This window comes from Lactobacillus sp. RTP31084st1_F9_RTP31084_210423 (assembly GCF_040919545.1).
Taxonomy (GTDB): Bacteria; Bacillota; Bacilli; order Lactobacillales; family Lactobacillaceae; genus Lactobacillus; species Lactobacillus paragasseri.
Genome location: NZ_JBCOVH010000001.1, coordinates 126361 through 145860 on the forward strand (window position 1 = coordinate 126361; position 19500 = coordinate 145860).

General features: G+C 34.3%; 20 protein-coding genes. 15 read left to right on the forward strand and 5 right to left on the reverse strand.

The features are described 5' to 3' along the window. The first annotated feature begins 30 nt into the window (after positions 1 to 30). From AB5359_RS00675 to AB5359_RS00690, 4 genes are all read left to right on the forward strand, one after another. The gene (locus AB5359_RS00675) at positions 31 to 975 is read left to right on the forward strand and encodes an alpha/beta hydrolase (protein ID WP_048685143.1); all 945 of its coding nucleotides are present in this window, start codon (positions 31 to 33) and stop codon (positions 973 to 975) included. A gap of 125 nt (positions 976 to 1100) precedes the next feature. Then, on the forward strand, positions 1101 to 2267 hold the full coding sequence (locus AB5359_RS00680; RefSeq protein WP_003648393.1) for a thiolase family protein: 1167 nt from the start codon (positions 1101 to 1103) through the stop codon (positions 2265 to 2267). After that, complete coding sequence (locus tag AB5359_RS00685; RefSeq protein WP_048685146.1) at positions 2245 to 3480, forward strand: hydroxymethylglutaryl-CoA reductase, degradative; 1236 nt, start codon at positions 2245 to 2247, stop codon at positions 3478 to 3480. Before AB5359_RS00680 ends, AB5359_RS00685 begins: the two co-directional genes overlap by 23 nt. Then, positions 3481 to 4644: a hydroxymethylglutaryl-CoA synthase gene (locus tag AB5359_RS00690; RefSeq protein ID WP_048685149.1), complete on the forward strand. Its 1164-nt coding sequence runs from the start codon at positions 3481 to 3483 to the stop codon at positions 4642 to 4644. It abuts the gene before it with no gap. A gap of 314 nt (positions 4645 to 4958) precedes the next feature. Here AB5359_RS00690 and rlmD read toward each other — a convergent pair whose 3' ends face one another. Next, the gene (gene rlmD / locus AB5359_RS00695; RefSeq protein ID WP_048685153.1) at positions 4959 to 6338 is read right to left on the reverse strand and encodes a 23S rRNA (uracil(1939)-C(5))-methyltransferase RlmD; all 1380 of its coding nucleotides are present in this window, start codon (positions 6336 to 6338) and stop codon (positions 4959 to 4961) included. Positions 6339 to 6466: 128 nt separating this feature from the next. On the opposite strand from rlmD, the gene recX reads away from it, so the two are divergent. From recX to AB5359_RS00710, 3 genes are read left to right on the forward strand one after another with little or no spacing between them, the layout of a single operon-like run. After that, a complete protein-coding gene (recX, locus tag AB5359_RS00700) occupies positions 6467 to 7282 on the forward strand; it encodes a recombination regulator RecX (RefSeq protein WP_048685157.1) in 816 nt (271 codons plus the stop codon). 36 nt (positions 7283 to 7318) lie between these two features. Next, positions 7319 to 7909 carry a DUF402 domain-containing protein gene (locus tag AB5359_RS00705; protein ID WP_020806730.1) on the forward strand — a complete coding sequence of 197 codons (591 nt, stop codon included), beginning with the start codon at positions 7319 to 7321 and terminating at the stop codon, positions 7907 to 7909. Continuing rightward, entirely contained in the window at positions 7881 to 8378 is a 498-nt protein-coding gene (locus AB5359_RS00710; RefSeq protein ID WP_048685160.1) for a hypothetical protein, read from the forward strand. The genes AB5359_RS00705 and AB5359_RS00710 overlap by 29 nt, the downstream gene beginning before the upstream one ends. 3 nt (positions 8379 to 8381) lie before the next feature. On the opposite strand, the gene AB5359_RS00715 is transcribed toward AB5359_RS00710, so the two are convergent. Continuing rightward, positions 8382 to 8843, reverse strand: coding sequence for a hypothetical protein (locus tag AB5359_RS00715; protein WP_048685163.1), 462 nt, complete (start codon positions 8841 to 8843; stop codon positions 8382 to 8384). A gap of 114 nt (positions 8844 to 8957) precedes the next feature. Between AB5359_RS00715 and AB5359_RS00720 the strand changes: the two genes are divergently transcribed. Further along, the gene (locus AB5359_RS00720) at positions 8958 to 9824 is read left to right on the forward strand and encodes a hemolysin family protein (protein ID WP_003648401.1); all 867 of its coding nucleotides are present in this window, start codon (positions 8958 to 8960) and stop codon (positions 9822 to 9824) included. Further along, positions 9824 to 11392, forward strand: coding sequence for a peptide chain release factor 3 (locus AB5359_RS00725; protein ID WP_020806726.1), 1569 nt, complete (start codon positions 9824 to 9826; stop codon positions 11390 to 11392). Before AB5359_RS00720 ends, AB5359_RS00725 begins: the two co-directional genes overlap by 1 nt. 52 nt (positions 11393 to 11444) lie before the next feature. Here AB5359_RS00725 and AB5359_RS00730 read toward each other — a convergent pair whose 3' ends face one another. Next, complete coding sequence (locus tag AB5359_RS00730; protein WP_020806725.1) at positions 11445 to 11723, reverse strand: DUF1827 family protein; 279 nt, start codon at positions 11721 to 11723, stop codon at positions 11445 to 11447. Between the two features lie 130 nt (positions 11724 to 11853). Beyond that, the gene (locus AB5359_RS00735) at positions 11854 to 14022 is read right to left on the reverse strand and encodes an ATP-dependent Clp protease ATP-binding subunit (protein WP_048685164.1); all 2169 of its coding nucleotides are present in this window, start codon (positions 14020 to 14022) and stop codon (positions 11854 to 11856) included. A gap of 206 nt (positions 14023 to 14228) precedes the next feature. Between AB5359_RS00735 and AB5359_RS00740 the strand changes: the two genes are divergently transcribed. From AB5359_RS00740 to AB5359_RS00765, 6 genes are all read left to right on the forward strand, one after another. Continuing rightward, on the forward strand, positions 14229 to 14411 hold the full coding sequence (locus AB5359_RS00740) for a hypothetical protein (RefSeq protein WP_003646960.1): 183 nt from the start codon (positions 14229 to 14231) through the stop codon (positions 14409 to 14411). Between the two features lie 119 nt (positions 14412 to 14530). Further along, on the forward strand, positions 14531 to 14797 hold the full coding sequence (locus AB5359_RS00745) for a phosphocarrier protein HPr (RefSeq protein WP_003646961.1): 267 nt from the start codon (positions 14531 to 14533) through the stop codon (positions 14795 to 14797). Then, complete coding sequence (ptsP, locus tag AB5359_RS00750; RefSeq protein WP_048685167.1) at positions 14797 to 16536, forward strand: phosphoenolpyruvate--protein phosphotransferase; 1740 nt, start codon at positions 14797 to 14799, stop codon at positions 16534 to 16536. The genes AB5359_RS00745 and ptsP overlap by 1 nt, the downstream gene beginning before the upstream one ends. 196 nt (positions 16537 to 16732) lie before the next feature. Then, complete coding sequence (gene spxA, locus AB5359_RS00755) at positions 16733 to 17134, forward strand: transcriptional regulator SpxA (RefSeq protein ID WP_003648406.1); 402 nt, start codon at positions 16733 to 16735, stop codon at positions 17132 to 17134. A gap of 103 nt (positions 17135 to 17237) precedes the next feature. Continuing rightward, positions 17238 to 17891, forward strand: coding sequence for an adaptor protein MecA (locus AB5359_RS00760; protein ID WP_039156029.1), 654 nt, complete (start codon positions 17238 to 17240; stop codon positions 17889 to 17891). Between the two features lie 59 nt (positions 17892 to 17950). Next, positions 17951 to 18823: a competence protein CoiA gene (locus AB5359_RS00765; RefSeq protein WP_065423754.1), complete on the forward strand. Its 873-nt coding sequence runs from the start codon at positions 17951 to 17953 to the stop codon at positions 18821 to 18823. A gap of 9 nt (positions 18824 to 18832) precedes the next feature. On the opposite strand, the gene AB5359_RS00770 is transcribed toward AB5359_RS00765, so the two are convergent. After that, on the reverse strand, positions 18833 to 19438 hold the full coding sequence (locus AB5359_RS00770; protein ID WP_180374229.1) for a DsbA family protein: 606 nt from the start codon (positions 19436 to 19438) through the stop codon (positions 18833 to 18835). Between the last annotated feature and the right edge of the window lie 62 nt (positions 19439 to 19500).

Here is a 19500-nt window from a genome sequence, read left to right on the forward strand (position 1 = left end):
AGATTATATTTTTGAAACAGAGGTCTTCCAATGAAGATAAAGAGTAAGAAAATAAAAATTATTATTATCTCTATTTTAGCAGTTTGCGGCATTTTTATAGCTGCAGGGCTATATTTTTATCAGGTTGCTGTCGTTCCTGGTCATAAGTCGTTTATCAGTAATGATACTAAGCTAGTAAAGAGTGATCCGCTTTACAGGGAGAAAAAATGGTATCAAGATGTTCATAAACAAAAATGGGTTATAAAGTCAGCGGATGATAATTTAAAGTTAGACGCAAATTATATTCCAGCTGCAAATTCTAAAAAGACAGTGATTATTCTACATGGTTTTATGAATAATAAAGATACAATGGGAGCTTATGCAGCTATGTTTCATAAACTTGGCTATAATACGCTTTTACCTGATGCTCGTGGACATGGACAAAGTCAAGGAAACTATATTGGATATGGCTGGCGTGAAAAAGTAGATGTTAAAAAATGGGCTAAAGAAGTTATTCAAAAGAATGGTTCTGATAGTAAAATTGCTATTTTCGGTGTCAGTATGGGAGGAGCAACAACCATGATGGCAAGCGGATTAACAATGCCGAGACAAGTAAAAGCCTATATTGAAGATTGCGGTTATACTAATGTTAAGGACGAGGTTGAACATGAAGCAGAGGACTTGTACCATTTACCAACTTTTCCACGTTTTCCATTAGTTGAAGTGTTAAGCGGAATTACTAGACTTAGAGCTGGATATTTCTTAGGGGATGGTAGCAGTATAAGACAAGTCGCAAAGAATAAGCGACCAATGTTTTTTATTCATGGAGAAAAGGATACTTTTGTTCCAACTAAAATGGTATATGATAATTACCAAGCTTCTAAAGGTAAAAAAGAGCTTTGGATTGTTCCAGGTGCTAAACATGCAAAGTCATTTGCAACTAAGCCTGCTCAGTATCAGAAAAAGGTCAAAGCTTTTCTAAATAGATATTTGTAAAAGATTGCTAAGATTGATTAGCAATCTTTTTTTAGAATTAATTAAAAAATATAGCGCTTTTTGTTTCTGTTTAGATTTGTGAGCTATCATAGTTATTGTAATAATTTTTACTAAGAGGTGGAAGCGTGTTACAAGATGTTTATATTGTAGGAATGAATCGAATTCCTTTTGGCAAATATCGTGGATTTTACAAGGACGAAAATGCTGTTGATTTAGGTGTCTTAGCACTGAAAGGCTTATTAAAAAAGAATATAGTATCGCAAGATAAAATCGATAACATTCTAATTGGCAATGTTTTAAGTGCTGGTTTAGGGCAAAATGTTGCACGTCAAATTGCTTTAAAATCAGGATTACCTGAGTCTATTGTTGCTACAAGCATTGACGATGTTTGTGGTTCTAGTTTAAAAGCTTTACGGTTTGCACAAGGGCAAATGTTACTTGGTGATTATGAAATTGCTGTTGTTGGCGGAGCTGAAAGCATGACAAATGCTCCTCTTTTACTCAATAAGAGTAAAAAGCATGATAAAAATCCAGTATATCAAGATAGTTTAATGATAGATGGCATTGGTGACGCCTATTCTGAAAAGCCAATGGGAATTACTGCTGAAAATGTTGCTGATAAATACCAAGTTACTCGTCAAGATATGGATGAATTCGCACGTGATTCTCATGCCAAGGCTTATGCGGCTCAAGAGAATAATTGGTTTGAAGAAGAGTATGCCCCTATCAAGTTAAACGGGAAAGTACTAGATCATGATGAGACGATTCGACCAGATACTAGTTTAGATGCCTTGGGACAGCTTAAACCTGTATTTAAAGTAAATGGTCGTGTTACAGCAGGAAATTCATCTCCATTGACTGACGGAGCAAGTATGGTGCTTCTTGCCAATCAACAAAAATTAGATGAATTAGACTTAACGCCATTAGCTTATTTAGGTGCTTATGCGGAAATTGGCTGTGATCCTGCTTATATGGGATATGCACCATATTTTGCAATTAAAAAATTGCTAAAAGAAACTAATAGTACAATTGATGATTATGATTTAGTTGAAATTAATGAAGCATTTGCGGCGCAAGCTTATGCTGTAGCTCGTGATTTGAATATTCCAAAAGAAAAGCTAAATATTGCTGGTGGAGCAATTAGTTTAGGACATCCATTGGGTGCGACAGGTACGCGGTTAGTAATAAGTGCAGTGAATAGTTTACGCAAGATCAATGGTCGAAGAGCGATTGTTTCGTTATGTATTGGTGGCGGTCAAGGAATTGCATATGAAATCAGAAGAATTATCTAAAAAGAAGTTTTATCAATGGTTACCAGAAGAGAGAAGAAACTTTCTTGAAGAAGAAGGAATTGAATTAAGTAAAATAGATTCGGATACTTTAACAAGATTGAATACACTCAGTGAGAATGTAGTTGGTCAGGTTCGACTTCCTTTGGGAATTTTACCGAGGTTAATTGTCAATGAAAAAAGTTATTGTGTGCCAATGGCGGTGGAAGAACCATCAGTTGTTGCAGCAGCTAATCATGCAAGTAAAATTTTTAATCAAAATGGTGGAGTAGAAGCAGTTAGCATTAGAAATGGAATCTACGGGCAAATCGTTTTAGAAGTGGCACATGATTTTGATTTAGTTAGATTTACTAAAGAATTTCCTGAGTTAATTGAATTAGCTAATCGTAAATTTGCTAGTTTAGTTAAGCATGGTGGCGGTGTTCGAAAAATTGAAGCTTCTAGAAAAGATAATTTGGTTTTTCTTAAAGTATTAGTTGATCCTGCAGAAGCAATGGGAGCAAATAAAACAAATGCTATTTTAGAATTCTTAGGAAACAAGTTAGAAAAGCAGATAAATGTTGAACAAACCATGTATGCGATTTTATCTAACTATCCGACTCAATTAACTACAGCCAAAGTAAGTTTGGATATTAATAGCGTTGGTGGACCCAAGGTAGCTAAAAAAATAGTTTTACTTAGTGAAATTGGTCAAACGGATATTTATCGAGCCGTAACTAATAATAAAGGAATAATGAACGGTGTTGATAGCGTCTTAGTAGCAACTGGTAATGATTATCGCGGAGTAGAAGCAGCAACTGCCGTATGGGCGAATAAAGATGGTAGCTATACTTCACTTAGTAAGTGGAGCATCGCAAATGATAGATTAATTGGAACAGTAACGATCCCCTTAGCAATTGGTGTAGTTGGTGGTTCTATCAAGGCTCGTCAAGATATTCAGCAGAGTTTTAACTTATTAGGTAAGGTGTCTGCTGAACAATTAGCCGAGATCATTGCGGCAACTGGTTTAGCCAATAATTTTTCAGCACTATTAGCAATTTCTACTAAGGGAATTCAGGCTGGTCATATGAAATTGCAAGCAAGAAACTTGGTTGCTACTTTAAAGGCTAATGAAGATGAGAAGGCAAAGGTTTTAGAAAAGCTGCAAGAAAGTAAACAATATACTCAAGAAGCCGCTGTGAGATTTTTAGATGAAATAAGAAAGGAAAAGAATTAAATGAAGGTTGGAATTGATCAAATTGGATATTTTACTCCAAATAAGTATGTAGATATGGTAGATTTGGCTCATGCACGAAACCAAGATCCAAATAAATTTTTAATTGGAATTGGGCAGAAAAGGATGAGCGTGGCTGATCCAACTCAAGATGCGGTTTCAATGGGAATTAATGCTACATTACGGTATATAAACAAAATTGACAAATCTAAAGTTGGGCTTTTGATTTTTTGTACTGAAAGTAGTGTTGATCAATCTAAATCAGGTTCTTTATTTGTAAAATCAGCTTTAAAACTTGATCCAACCGTTAGAGCGTTTGAAGTTAAAGAAGCATGTTTTGGATTAACAGCAGGGGTAATGATTGCTCAAGATTTTGTACGACTTCATCCTGATCAAACTGCAATTGTTATTGGTAGTGATATTGCTCGCTATGGAATCAATACTGCTGGCGAAGTAACTCAGGGAGCAGGAAGCGTTAGTTTATTAATCTCTAGCAATCCAAGAATTCTAGAAATTAATGAAGGCCATAGCGCTTATAGTGAAGATATTAATGATTTCTGGCGACCAAATTATTCTAAAACTGCCAAAGTAGACGGAAAATATTCAACTCAAGTTTATTTAAATTTTTTTAAACATACTTTTTCTGATTATAAGAAGCAAAAGGGACTTGAAACAAAAGATTTTGCTGCTATTATTTATCACTTACCTTTTACTAAAATGGGGTTGAAGGCTAATCGTTTAGCCATTGAGGGAGTAGATGAAGAAACAAATGCCCGCTTAATGGATAGGTTTACTGCGTCTAAAGAATTAAATGCTAATGTTGGCAATATTTATACTGGATCTTTGTATTTGAGTTTACTTAGTTTACTTGAAAATGGTGGTTTAAAAGCTGGCGATTTAATTGGGTTATTTTCTTATGGCTCAGGTGCCATGGCCGAATTTTATTCAGCAAATGTAGTTGAAGGATATGAGAATGAGCTTGATAAGGATGCTGATGAGGCTTTATTAGATAAAAGAAAGAAATTAAGTGTTCCTGAATATGAGAAAATCTTTTCAGCGAGTTTAGTAGATCCCCAAAATAATGTTGAACTTACTAGTGATGAAGAAAAAGGGAGATATTATTTTGCGGGAATTTGTGATGATATTCGTCAATATAAAGTTAAATAGCTTGTATTCGCTTACATAGTTGTTATAATAAGACATGTGGAGAGGTAGAATAATATTGTAAAAAGTTTTTATCTCCAGATTGTAGTGTTTTAAAGACAAGATTCTCTTAGTAAGATCAAATAGTCGTTATTCAATACAGATGCAAACAAGTGATGTTGATCAAGTCATAATATTGAACCCAGATACTGATGTTATGGCGCTAGATAGTATTTACCTCATCCACTTGAAAAAAGGTTGTAGACCAGGCAGTCTACAACCTTTTTTATGAGCAAAAAAAGCAGTCCCTAGGACTGCTAAAAATAATATTATTTTACTTACTTATTTTTTCTTAAAACTAATTTTGTAATACCTTCCCAGCGTGGAGTTTGAGGCATCATATCAACTGGTTGAATAACGCGAACGTCGTAAGCTTCGCTTAAAAGAACTAAATCTTTTGCAAGTGTAGCTGGGTTACAAGAAACATAAACAAAGGTTTCTGGTTTTACTTCAAGTAGAGTCTTAATTAACTTTTTGCTTAATCCTGTACGTGGAGGATCGACGATCAAAGCATCAATTGGGACACCTTGATTTTTTAATTCAGGAAGTAACTTTTCAACATTTCCTTGAATATATTCTGCATTTCTCACATGATTCAAGTGGCAGTTCTCTTGGGCATCAATTACAGCTTCAGGAATAGATTCAATCCCAATGACTTGTCTAACTTGGTCACTTGCTAGAATCCCTAGAGTACCAACCCCAGCATAAGCATCAATTAAAGTTTGATCTGGAGTTAAGTCTAGGTATTTAAGTGCCTCTGAATAAAGCGTACTAGTTTGTTCTGGATTTAACTGGAAAAATGCACGAGGTGAGAGTTTAAATTTTTTACCTAGTATTTCTTCGATAATATGTGATTTTCCAAACAATTTAATTGTTTTGTTGCCCCAAACTTGAGGATTTTGCCATTGTGTTTCATTTTGAAAAACAGAAACTACATTAGGAAGTTTCATAATTTGGCTGGCTAGTAATTTAAGGTCTCTAATTTTTTTACCAATTGTAATTAAAGTTACTTGGATTTCCCCACTAGCATGGCTTTGACGAACTACAATAGTTTTAATACCATCATTATGACGTCTAAAGTCAGCAATTCGAATATGAAGTTTATCGATTAACTTTTTAATTTCACGCTCTGTTTTTTGTGTTTCTTTTGTTTGAGTTGGCATTTCAGGAAGATCAATTAAACGACGTGAGTTAGGAGCGTACAGGCCAAGTTTACTCTTTCCTTTATTGAATTCAATTTGGTATTGAGCTTTATTGCGATAGTGCCAGGCATTTGGAGCTGAAATAGTCTTTTTGACTTTATACTTAATGTAGTCTCTTGGATGATATTTTCTAAGAGATTCTAGAATTAGGTGTTGCTTAAACTCAAGTTGTTTTGGATAAGAAAGATGAGCTAATTCTAAGCCGCCAACGGCCGGATCTACGCCCTTCGGGAAAGCCACTCTATCTGGAGACTTTTCTTTAATTCGAACTAATTCGCCCTCTAAATAATGTGGGTGTCTATCAATGATTTTTGCAACAACAACTTCACCTGGAAGAGCACCGGGAATAAAAATAATTTTCTTTTTATAATATCCGATCCCTTCACCATTAATACCTAGCCGTTTAATAGTGATGATAATATCTTTTTCTTGCTTGTTTTTAATAAATTTTGTCAAAATAAGGCCCTCATTTCGATTGATTCATGAAAAAAGTGTCACAATAAGCATAAGCGTTATGTTCAAGTGATACAAGTATTTAATTTATTATAATATAGAAGAAACCAAAAAATGAAGAAGGTGCGATAATGCCAATTATAACTAAGATAAGCACGCAAAAACGTAAAGGACGCTATAATATTTTTATTGATAATGAGTATGCTTTTAGCGTAAGTGAAAGGACCCTAGCGGAAAAAAGACTTTTAAAGGGAACAGAATTAAGTACTGAAGACATTAAAGAAATTAAAAAAGCTGAATCAGATAGTCATGCTATTCAGCTAGCGATGTCTTATTTAAGTTATCAGCCACGTAGTGTATATGAAATTTTAGAGTATTTAAATAAACATGAAATTAGTCAGGATGCTAGTCAAGCCGCCGTTCAGAATTTGATTAAGTTGAATTATTTAAATGATAACAATTTTGCTCGTTTGTTTATCAAGAATAATCTTCGAGTTGGAAAAGATGGACCGAGAGCTGTTGATAGAAAATTAAAGCAAAAAGGTCTTGCAGCTGACGTTATTCAAGAGGCACTTTATGAAATTGAAGATGAAGAGTGGATTGATGCAGGTCTTCGCTTAGTGCACTCACTTATTCATCAAGTAGGTAAACTTTCATATAAGGATATTAAGCAAAAGGCGTTGACCAAATTGCGAGCTCACGGATTTGATCAAGAGCTAGGTGAATTAGTAATTGAGAAATTAGATTTAGAAAACGATGAGGATGACCAAATCGAAGCTTTAAAAAAACAAGGAAGTAAGGCATGGCGTCGCTATCGCAGAGATGAAGATTTTAAAAGAAAGCAGAAAGTTAAAAGATATCTGTTTCAACATGGCTTTTCAAGTAGTGAAATTGATAGTTTCTTAAATGGCGAAGTAGTAGATTTAGAAGAAATAGATGAATATTAATTTGCTGGTATAATGTTTAGTGAGGAGGCGCACATTATGGAAATGCCTCGTGAAGGCGATTATATCGCAATCCAAAGTTATAAGCATAATGGCACGTTGCATCGAAATTGGCGTGACACTATGGTAGTTAAAACAGAGCAAAATATTATTATTGGCGTTAATGATCGAACTTTGATTACAGAAGAAGACGGTAGAAAGTGGATTAGCCGTGAACCAGCAATTGTTTATTTTCATCGTAAACTTTGGTTTAATGTGATTGCAATGCTCAGACCTGATGGAGTTGCATATTATGCTAATTTAGCTAGTCCCTTTATATTAGATCGAGAAGCACTGAAATATATTGACTATGATTTAGATATTAAGGTGTTTCCTGATGGGGAGATTAGATTGCTTGATGCGGACGAGTATGCAATGAACAAAAAACGCTGGCATTACAGTGAAGAGATTGATAGTATTTTGCGTAGTACTAGTTTTGAATTATTAGATTGGATTGATCAAAAGAAGGGCCCGTTTGCTAAAAAATTCGCACAAATTTGGTATGAAAGATATAACCAATTACGTCCTGATTTAGATCGTAGTTTTTTTAAGGGGAGAGAAAATGAAGAAAGAAAAATACTCGGCACATAATTTTATTGGTAAGGTTTTTATGCCAAACCAAATTGATGAAAATAAAACTTATACAGCAGCTATTCAAGAAATGGAAAGTGATCCAGGCTTTCAAAAGTTTATTAAAGACAATGGCTATGAAAATGAACGTGCAAGTTTGGTGGTGTTTGGACCAGAGAACTTTATGTTTTGGTATGGTGTTTTAGCTGATGATAAGCAGATGCCTGGTGCTGGATTAAATAAATTTGAATTGCCCGCTTCAGAAATTGCGGAAATTGATACGCCTAATAGTAATTTGGCTTTCTTTAGTCAACCTTTAAATTTTGTGATTCCGACTTTTTTAGATAAATTATCTAAAGATGGTATTACAATGTATGAGAATCTGGGAGATAGTGAAAAACCGTATGTTTTAGCAAAGTTGAACTTAGAAACAAAAGAACTGGCACAGATTTTATATCTGGATGCCAGTTCTGACGGTAATGCTAAATAATAATTATTTCTGCTTGGGGTCAATAGATAGGTTGTCATATTCGATATAAGCACCAATACATGTCGAAATTAGCATGATTAATAAAACAATGCCAACCGAGTTACCAATAATAAAGGATAATGAGAAACAACTTCTCACAAGATCCATCGCAAGCCAGCAAAGCACAAAGTCAACTAAACAGTTGCCAATTAAGAAAAGTTTACGTCTACGAATACTGTAGAAACGTAGAATTTGCTTAAAGAAGTTATCTGGTACTTTAGCGGAGACCAAATCAAGTGGTCGCTGAATGGTTGCCTTGATAGCGAACATAATAATTGTTCCAACTAAGGCACCAATAAAACTTCGAAGAAGATCGCTAGAGTGTCTAACTAAAGCATTGTAGCAGATGCCGATTAAAGTTAAACTGCAAAGATACGGAATTAATAATAAGAATGTAAATACCAAGTAGATATTTTGTTTTTTCATCTATAAGACCCCATTTCTTGTTCTTTATTTTATCATAGATTACCGTATGATATAATTACCGATAATTATGATTAAAGTAGGGATTAAGGCAGTAATAGAAAGAGAGAATTTAAGATGAGTAGTGATCCCGGTGCGGGTGATATATTTAGCAAATTAAGAGCTAAATTTCGCGGCGATGAAGATATTGATGGACAACGCAAGCTGAATAAAATTTTAAATAAATTACATGAACAAAAAGAGATTAGTGATCGTGAATTTTCAATGATGGAAGGTATTCTTGAGTTTGAAGAAAAAATGGCTCGAGAAGTAATGGTTCCTAGAACAGATGCCTTTATGGTTGATATCAATGATAATTTTCAAGAAAACTTAGATCAAATCTTAAAAGAACCTTATTCAAGAGTACCGGTCTATGATGGTGACAAGGATAAGATTGTTGGCGTCATTCATATTAGAACGGTTTTACGAAAAGCCCATAAGATCGGTTTTGATAAGTTAGATTACGATCAGGTAATGTTTAAGCCTTTATTTGCACCTGAAACAATTGAATTGGGTGAATTGTTAGTTGAGATGCAGCAAACTCAAAGGCAGCTTGCAATTTTAACTGATGAATATGGTGGTGTCGTAGGACTAGCAACAATTGAAGATTTAATTGAAGAAATTGTTGGTGACATTGATGATGAGGTTGATAAGGCTGAAGTCCTATTTTCAAAAATCTCTCCAAGAGAATATGTAATTTACGGGAAGATGCCTTTAGCTGATTTTAATGAAGAATTCGGAACCGATTTAGCAATGGAAGACGTGGATACTGTTGCTGGTTACGTAATCACTAAATTAGGGATGATTCCAGCTAAAGGAGAAAAGCTAAGCGTCAAACTTGATAATGGGATGGTTTTAACAACTAGACGCATGAAGGGTTCGCGTTTATTAACGCTGTTACTTACAATTCCAGAAAAACAAGAAAAGGAAGAAGCTAAAGATTAATGACAAAGTTAACTGATGAAGTGAAAAAAAGACGCACATTTGCGATTATTTCTCACCCTGATGCGGGTAAGACAACAATTACTGAGCAAATGCTTCTTTTTGGTGGAGTAATTAGAAGTGCAGGTACGGTTAAAGCACGTAAAAGTGGACATTATGCAACTAGTGACTGGATGGCAATTGAAAAGAAGCGTGGTATTTCAGTAACTAGTTCAGTAATGCAGTTTGAATATCAGGGAAAGAGAATCAATATTCTTGATACTCCTGGACACCAAGATTTCTCTGAAGATACTTACCGGACTTTAATGGCAGTTGATGCTGCGGTAATGGTTATTGATTCAGCTAAGGGTATTGAGCCTCAAACCAAAAAGTTATTTAAGGTTGTAAAAAAGCGTGGCATTCCTATCTTTACTTTTATGAACAAGCTTGATCGTGATGGACGCGAACCGCTAGATTTAATTGCTGAATTAGAAGATTTGCTCGGTATTGAAGGCGTAGCCATGAACTGGCCAATTGGTATGGGAAAGCAATTAAAAGGATTATACGATATTGCAAATAATCGTGTTGAACTTTATCGAAAAGATGATGATGATCGCTATTTACCATTAGATAAAAATGGAAAATTATCAGAAGATGAACCTTTAGCACAAGATAGTTTATATCAATCAACTTTAGATGACATTGATTTGTTAAAAGAAGCAGGAAATACTTTTGATAAAGAAAAAATCTTAAAAGGAGACCAGACTCCAGTCTTCTTTGGATCTGCTTTAACTAATTTTGGTGTTGAGACTTTTTTAGATAGTTTTGTTAATTTAGCCCCAGCTCCTCAAGAACATGTTGTTAATGATGATGAAAAATTAGCTGCAGACGATCCTGAATTTTCTGGGTTTGTTTTTAAGATTCAGGCTAATATGAATCCTAACCATCGTGATCGAATTGCCTTTGTAAGAATCGGAAGCGGGGAATTTAAAAAGGGGATTGACGTAACTTTAGCTAGAACTGGAAAGCCAGTTAGATTAAATAATGCAACTGAATTTATGTCTAGCGAACGAGTTCAAGTTTCTGATGCGGTTGCTGGCGATATAGTTGGTTTATATGACACAGGTAACTTTCAAATTGGTGATTCAATTTACGCTGGTAAGAAAAAGATTGTTTATCCAGCTTTGCCGCAATTTACACCAGAAATCTTTATGCGTGTGACTGCTAAGAATGTTATGAAGCAAAAGTCTTTCCATAAAGGGATGAACCAACTGGTTCAAGAAGGTGCAATTCAGCTTTATCGTGGTTATGCAACTGATGATTATATCCTAGGTGCAGTTGGTCAATTACAGTTTGAAGTCTTTTCTTTTAGAATGAAGAACGAATATAATTCAGAAGTAGAGCTTCATACTTTAGGTAATCGTGTAGCACGCTGGATTAATCCAGATCAGTTAGATCCTAAGATGTCATCTTCGCGTAACTTGTTAGTAAAAGATAGAAATGGTGAGCCACTATTTCTGTTTGAAAATGCTTTTGCAGAAAGATGGTTTAAAGATAAATATCCAGATGTTGAATTAACTTCAAGATTATAATAAAGCCCAAATAAAAAGCCATGGAATTTTCCATGGCTTTTTAAATGCGATTTTATCGATCGCAAGTAATAGAAATAATCTTTCTACTCTTATCAACTGTTATATCGTAAATGCGATCTTCATGAATTAAACGCTTAATGACAAACTCTACTTCGTCTTGTCTAATAGGACGTTTATGATTTTCCATTACGATTTCGATTTTATCAGTAGTTTCGCTATATACTATTGTGGTATTACCTAAAGAGTAAACCTTTACGAATTGACTATTGGTAGCTGCTAGCTGTCTTTGAACCAAATCACGGTAGCTATTTGTAACATCAATTAAATGCATCATATTTATAACCTCGATAATATAAATGTGTCTTTAAAATCCCAACTTAAGTATAACCTTTTTAGAAGATTTATAAAAATAAATAAAAAAAGAGTCACATTTATGTGGCTCTTCTTTAGTATTTGAACACTTAATTTTCGCTGATTACAATCGTGTTATCTACTACATCAGCTTTTAAGTCTTTAGCAGCTGGATTGTCTAACTTGTAATCTGCAACTTTGTCTTCGATTTCTTCTTGGATTGTACGACGAAGTGGACGAGCACCCATAGATGGATCATAACCTTTTTCTACAAGTAGTTCCTTTGCTTCTGGAGTGACTTCAATATGAAGACCTTGATCTTTGACCATATTGTTAGTATTAGCAAGCATTAAGTCGACAATCTTAATTAAGTCTTTCTTATCAAGTGAATTAAATTCAACAATATCATCTAGTCTATTTAAAAATTCAGGTTTGAAGTATTGACCAAGGGTATTCTTAAATTGTTCTTGATGACTGTTTTCAGCAGCAAAACCAACGTTTGCTTCTTTAATTCCTTGACCAGCATTAGAAGTCATAATAATAATTGTGTCTTTAAATGAAACAGTACGACCTTGTGAATCAGTTAAGCGACCATCGTCAAGAATTTGTAAGAAGAGGTGAAGTACATCCGGATGAGCCTTTTCAATTTCGTCAAATAGAATTAAGCTGTAAGGATTGTGACGTACTCTCTCAGTCAATTGACCTGCTTCTTCGTATCCTACGTAACCTGGAGCAGAGCCAATTAACTTAGATACTGAATATTGTTCCATATATTCACTCATGTCAAAACGAATTATCGCATCTTCAGTACCAAAGATTTGTTTAGCTAATTGCTTAGCTAACTCTGTTTTACCAACGCCAGTTGGTCCTACAAAAAGGAATGAGCCAATTGGACGACCGGACTTGTTAAAACCAACACGGTTACGACGAATTGCGCGAGCAACAGTTTCAACAGCTTTATTTTGACCAATTACATTATCTTTAAGATCGGTTGATAAGTTCTTTAATTGAGTTTCTTCCTGTTTTTGTAGGTCGCCAACAGGAATATTAGTTTTTTCTTCAACAATCTTATTCATGATCTTTTCGGTAATCTGAGGTGTGTGATCTGGATCTACTTTTTGATCTTTTAATTTTTCATATTTTTCAATTTGATCGCGATAGTATGCTGCTTTTTCATAGTCTTCATTCTTCAAGGCTTCTTGCTTTAAGTTTTCAGCTGCATCTAATCTTTCTTTGATTTTTTCGCTATCGACATAAGGAATGGTAAGGTTCATTCTTGAACCAGCTTCGTCTAGAAGGTCAATGGCTTTATCAGGTAAGAAACGATCTTGAATGTAACGAGATGAAAGGGCAACGGCAGCTTGAATTGCTTCATCAGTATAATGAACATGGTGATAATCTTCGTAGCGTTTACGAATACCTTGTAAAATTTTAACTGTTTCTTCAGTAGTTGGTTCTTTAACTTCAACTGGTTGAAACCTACGTGCTAAAGCAGAATCTTTCTCAATGTTTCGATATTCTTTGATGGTAGTTGCACCAATTAGTTGGAAATCTCCACGAGCTAAGGCTGGTTTGATAATATTGCCAGCGTCCATACCACCTTCAGCGTTACCCGCACCGACTAATTCATGAATTTCATCGATAAATAAAATGATATTGTCATTTTGTTCAAGTTCTTTAATTAGTTGCTGCATTCTTTGTTCAAATTGACCACGAATGCCGGTACCTTGAACCATCGAAACCATATTTAGTGAAATAATACGCTTATCTTGTAGCTTAGCAGGAACGGATCCGTCGACAATTTGTTGTGCTAGTCCTTCAACAACGGCTGTTTTACCAACGCCGGCTTCTCCAATAAGAACTGGATTGTTTTTGGTACGTCTGTTTAAGATCTCAATAACTCTAGCGATTTCTTTATCACGTCCAATAACTGGATCAATTTTTCCTTTCTTTGCTAGATCAGTTAAGTCAGTTCCATATTGGTCTAATAATGATTTTTGACCACCGTTATTACCACCGCGACGTCCACCACCCATTTGCATTCGTGGATCCCGTTCTTGAGAGTTATTTTGTTCGTTATTACTATTGTTTAAGGCGTTTAATAAATCATCAAAATCGCCAAAAAAAGCATTGTTATTATTCATATTATTAATTTGCCCTTGTTGATTTTTTAATTCTTGATAACATTGTTGGCATAATGATATTTCACGATCTTGCCCATTAACATTTGTATAAAGATGAATTGAGGCAGGACGTTCATGACAGTTATCGCATAGCATTAATATTTCCGCCTTTCTTATAATATACAGGCTATATTGTTATTTTAGCACTCTTGATACTCAAGTGCTAACTTGGTAATATCATAGTACGGATACTTACTAATTGCAAGTAGTTAGATTAGATTTTTGCTGAATAATTGCTACAATAGGTGAAGAATTAATTTTTTACTAGACTAACAAAATTTAAGGAGTGAAATTTATAAGATATGGATTATAAAAAAATACTAGATCAAATCGTGAGTGGCGAACTAAAAGAATATAGAGTTAGTCCTAAAGATGCCTTTCAATTTCAATTGGCACTTAGAAGCTATGGTAAAAGGCAAAGTATAACTGGAATTGCTCAACGTGGTGGGGATATAATCTATACCTTATCTGATAATGAAAATTAAGCAACTTATAATGTAAACATTTACATTTGTGTTGTTTTCATTTAAAAAACATGATAACCTAATAAACGAGTGGGTATAAAACTCCCGATTATTTTTGATTTTAAAGGAGATAATTTAAAATGGAAAAACGCGAATTTCATATTGTTGCTGAAACTGGTATTCATGCTCGTCCAGCTACTTTGTTGGTACAAGCAGCATCTAAGTTTAATTCAGATATTAACTTGGAATACAACGGTAAATCAGTAAACTTGAAGTCAATTATGGGTGTTATGTCTTTAGGTGTTGGCCAAGGTGCAGATGTAACTATTACTGCTGATGGTGACGATGCTAAAGAAGCAATCGAAGCTATTGCTGACACTATGAAAAAGGAAGGTTTAGCTGAATAATGTCGAAAACTTTAAAGGGAATTGCTGCCAGTGATGGTATTGCAGTTGCACCAGCCTACCTTTTGGTAGAACCTGACCTTTCGTTTTCTAAAACCTCAGTTAGCGATGTTGATGCTGAAGTAGCTCGTTTTAAAAAAGTTGTTGAAGAATCAACTAAAGAACTGGAAAAAGTTCGTGATAAGGCTAAGGAAAGTTTAGGAGCAGAAGAAGCACAAGTTTTTGATGCTCACCTTCTCTTCTTAAGTGACCCAGAATTTACTGGTGCCATTGAAACAGAAATCAAAGATCAAAAAGTTAATGCTGAAGCTGCATTAGATGAAACTGCTCAAAAGTTTATTACCATCTTTGAAGGCATGACTGATAATGCATATATGCAAGAACGTGCAGCTGACGTACGTGATGTTTCAAAACGTATTATGGCACACCTTCTTGGTAAGAAATTACCAGATCCTGCAGCTATTGACCATGAAGTTGTTGTTGTGGCTTATGATTTAACACCAAGTGATACAGCTCAACTTAACAAAAAGTATGTTAAGGGATTTGTAACTGATATTGGTGGTAGAACTGCTCACTCAGCAATCATGGCTCGTTCATTAGAAATTCCAGCTGTTGTAGGTACTGAAAGCATTACTAAAGACGTTAAAGATGGTGATATGCTTATTGCTGACGGTTTAGATGGTGATGCTATTGTTAACCCAACTGATGCTCAAGTTGAAGAGTACACCAAGAAAGGTGAAGCCTTTGCTAAGCAAAAGGAAGAATGGAAGAAGTTAAAGAATGAACCATCTGTAACTGCAGATAATAAGAAGTTTATTATTGCCGCTAACATTGGTACTCCTAATGATATGAAGGGTGTAAAAGAAAACGGTGCTGAAGCAATTGGTTTGTACAGAACTGAATTCTTATACATGAATTCAAAAGACTTCCCATCTGAAGAAGCTCAATTCGATGCTTATAAGGAAGTTATCGAAGATATGGATGGTAAGCAAACTATCATTAGAACTTGTGATATCGGTGGTGACAAGCACTTAGATTATTGGGATCTTCCAGAAGAAATGAACCCATTCCTAGGTGTTCGTGCTATTCGTCTTTCAATGCAATACAAGGATATCTTTAGAACTCAATTAAGAGCTTTACTTCGTGCTTCTGCATATGGTCCATTAGGAATTATGTTCCCAATGATTGGTACTTTGGCAGAATTACGTGAAGCTAAGCAAATCTTAGCTGAAGAAAAAGATAAACTTGTTAAAGAAGGCGTTAAGGTCGGTGACGACCTACAAGTTGGTATGATGATCGAAGTTCCAGCTGCTGCAGTGTTAGCTAACCAATTTGCTAAAGAAGTTGATTTCTTCTCAATTGGAACTAACGATTTAATCCAATATACTATGGCTGCCGATCGTGGTAACGATAATGTTTCTTATCTTTATCAACCATATAACCCATCTGTTTTACGTTTGATTAAGCACACTATTGATGGTGCTCATGAAAACGGTATTTGGTGTGGTATGTGTGGTGAAGCTGCTGGTGATGATATCATGTTCCCAATTCTTTTATCAATGGGACTTGATGAATATTCGATGAGTGCAACTTCAATCTTACGTATCAGAAGTTTGATGAAGAAGATCAATACTGAAGATATTAAAGAATTAGCTAATAAAGCTTGTTTTGTTTCAGAAACTGCCGATGAAAACAAGAAGTTAGTTGAAGAAACTATGAAGAAGCTTAACATTAATGATTAATAGAAAAAGAGTACGTAAGTACTCTTTTTTCTTTCAAAACTTCACACAAACTTCATTATTTACTGATAAAGTAATATTTGTAAGCTAATAAGAAGAAATCTAATTACAACTTACAAAAAACAAGTATTTGTGATACAATAATAATTGTAAGTGAAACGGTAGTTATTTTTCTACACGCAAAGGAGTGTGGAGTTAAGTGTTAAATTTATATACATCACCAAGTTGTACGTCATGTCGTAAGGCAAAAGCATGGTTAAAAGAACACGATATTCCTTTTAAGGAAAGAAACATTTTTGCTAATCCATTGAACAAAGAAGAAATCATGCAAATTTTACGTATGACTGAAAATGGAACGGAAGAAATAATTTCTACTCGTTCTCGTACATTCCAAAATTTAAAAATCAATTTAGATGACTTATCAATTGATCAATTAATTGATCTTGTTGAAAAAAATCCAAGTTTATTAAGACGTCCAATCATTATGGATGACAGACGTTTACAAGTAGGATATAACGAAGATGAAATTAGAAGATTTCTTCCTCGAAAGGTTCGTCGTTTAGAGCTTGAAGAAATCCAAGCAATGACAGCTGATCTTTAATTAAAAATTGTAAAAACGTTAGCCTTTTTAAGCTAGCGTTTTTGTATGAGCAAGAAAATAGGTTACAATGTATTAAAGACAAGAGACTTCGAGGTGATAACAAGTGGAAGTACACAGAATAAGTGAGAACACCATTCGTGTAACAATGGATGCAGATGAACTTAAAGAGCGCGGAATAACAATGCTCGATTTATTAGGAAATAAAAGTCAAATTCAACATTTCTTCTATCAAATTTTAAGTGAAGTCGATACAGATCATACTTTTGCTAAAGGCGATCCGGTTACTTTTCAAGTTATGCCAAGTAGTTCTGGATTAGAGTTACTAATTTCTAAAGTACCTGATAGTGATGAAGATGTCGGTGATAACCCTAACGATCAATTACGTGATCTGTTAAAGGGATTAGGCGCCGGATCGGATAATGATGATCGTAAAACAAAAATTAATAATCAAGATAAATTAATTAGTGATAATCGCCGAGTCTTTAAGATTGATAGTATTGATTTAGTTGCCGCCTTAGCGGATGCATTAAAAGTTGATGGCTTAGCATCTAGTTTATATACTTACCATCATGAATATTATTTAGATTTAGCCTACTTAGATGACAATTATGTTGAATTAAAGCCTGAAGATACGTGGGTAATTGCTAATGAATATGGAAATGGAATGACAGAAAAGCAATTCCAAAAAATAAAGAAAAATGCAAAGTGTTTGATTAGGCAAGACGCGTTAGGAAATCTAAGACAATATTTTGATTAAAAAATAAAGGAGATGAAAAAAATCATCTCCTTTTTGCGTATATAATAATGGGCGATAAAATGTATGCTGCTATTTTAAATCAAAAATTAGTCTTAGCAATTAATGAAGCAGAACAAGTTAGTAAGGGATTAAAAAAGTTGAATCAAGAATCTTATCTTTGTCCATCTTGTCGGCATCGAATGATTCTGATTTTATCGGAAGAAAAAAAGCCATTTTTTAAACATTTTTATCAGGTAAAGGGAACAGGGGAAAAGGAAGAGCATTTACAGGCAAAACAGTTATTGTGCACTGCGTTAAAAGCAAATGGACTTCGAGCAGATATTGAAGTTCCACTTTTAGATCAACAATTGAGAGCAGATGTATTAGTAGAAAATAGATTATCTTTTGAAGTGCAATGCGCACCCTTGAGTGGGGCAGAATTTGCACATCGCCATGCCTTATATAAAAAATTGCAGATTAAAGATATTTGGATTGTCGGGAAAAGGCATTATTTGAAAAATAAAATTAATCGTTCTCAAAAAATCTTTTTAAGATACAGTACACAATGGCAATGGTATTATTTAGAAATTAATCCATTTAGTTGTGTGATTACATTAAAATATAATATTTTAATGGCAGCACTTAGTTCTGAACTAAGTTATGAAATTAAAACTTTTTCATTAGATGAAAGAGGCGTGGCAAGCTTGTTTACTTTCATTCCATCTACTAGAAAAAATAAAATAAGCTATATTCAAGATCAAAAAATATATCTACAAAAGCAAATTAATCAAAAAAGTAAACTGGGACTGAAAATTGCTTCGTTATTATATCAGTTACATTATTCTGTGGCAGATATTCCAGATGAGCTCTTCTTAAAATTACGAGAGCCGAAGGAAAAAAGTCCAATAATAATTTTTCTACAAAAAAAGCTAGCTGACTTAAAAGCCAGTTAGCTCAATAAATTATAATAAGCGTAAACTATTATCACTACTAGTTTGTCTATCCCCAGTGATTGCTGACTCAATTTCTTCTCGATTTGCACAACCTTCAATCATCATTCCTGAGTCTCCACGGTCATTATCATAATTAAAAATAATCGTAGTTGGAGTAGTTACAACATTCAAGTCATCGGCAAGTTTTAAGTCTTTATCCATTGAAAGCTTGATGTAATTCGATTCTCGATTCTTTTTGAAGCTCTTAATCGAAACATCTAGTGAGCTCAAAATTTCATTAATAAGCTCTGATGAATAAATTTTGCCCATATCATTAATAGCATGTTGCAATTTAATGATATATTGTCTAGCTTTTTTATTACCTACTATTAATTTTAGGATGTGATAATCTTTGGTTGCATTGTAAGCACTTTGACTAAAAGTGTTAAAAATTTCGACATTACTTGATGAAAGATGTCTCGCTCTGATATCGTTACGAATTGTGTTCATGGTAGTCATGGGAATAAAGTGGTAAGAAATATTTTGTTTATAACCACTGACTGCAGCAATTATTTCCTGTTCATTTTGATAACAGTTAATTCCAATCGGATTAACAAAGAAAAATATTTCAAACATTTTGCTATTTCCTCCGTCCAAGTTCATGAATACTGTATCAGAAAATGAACGAAATGGAAAAA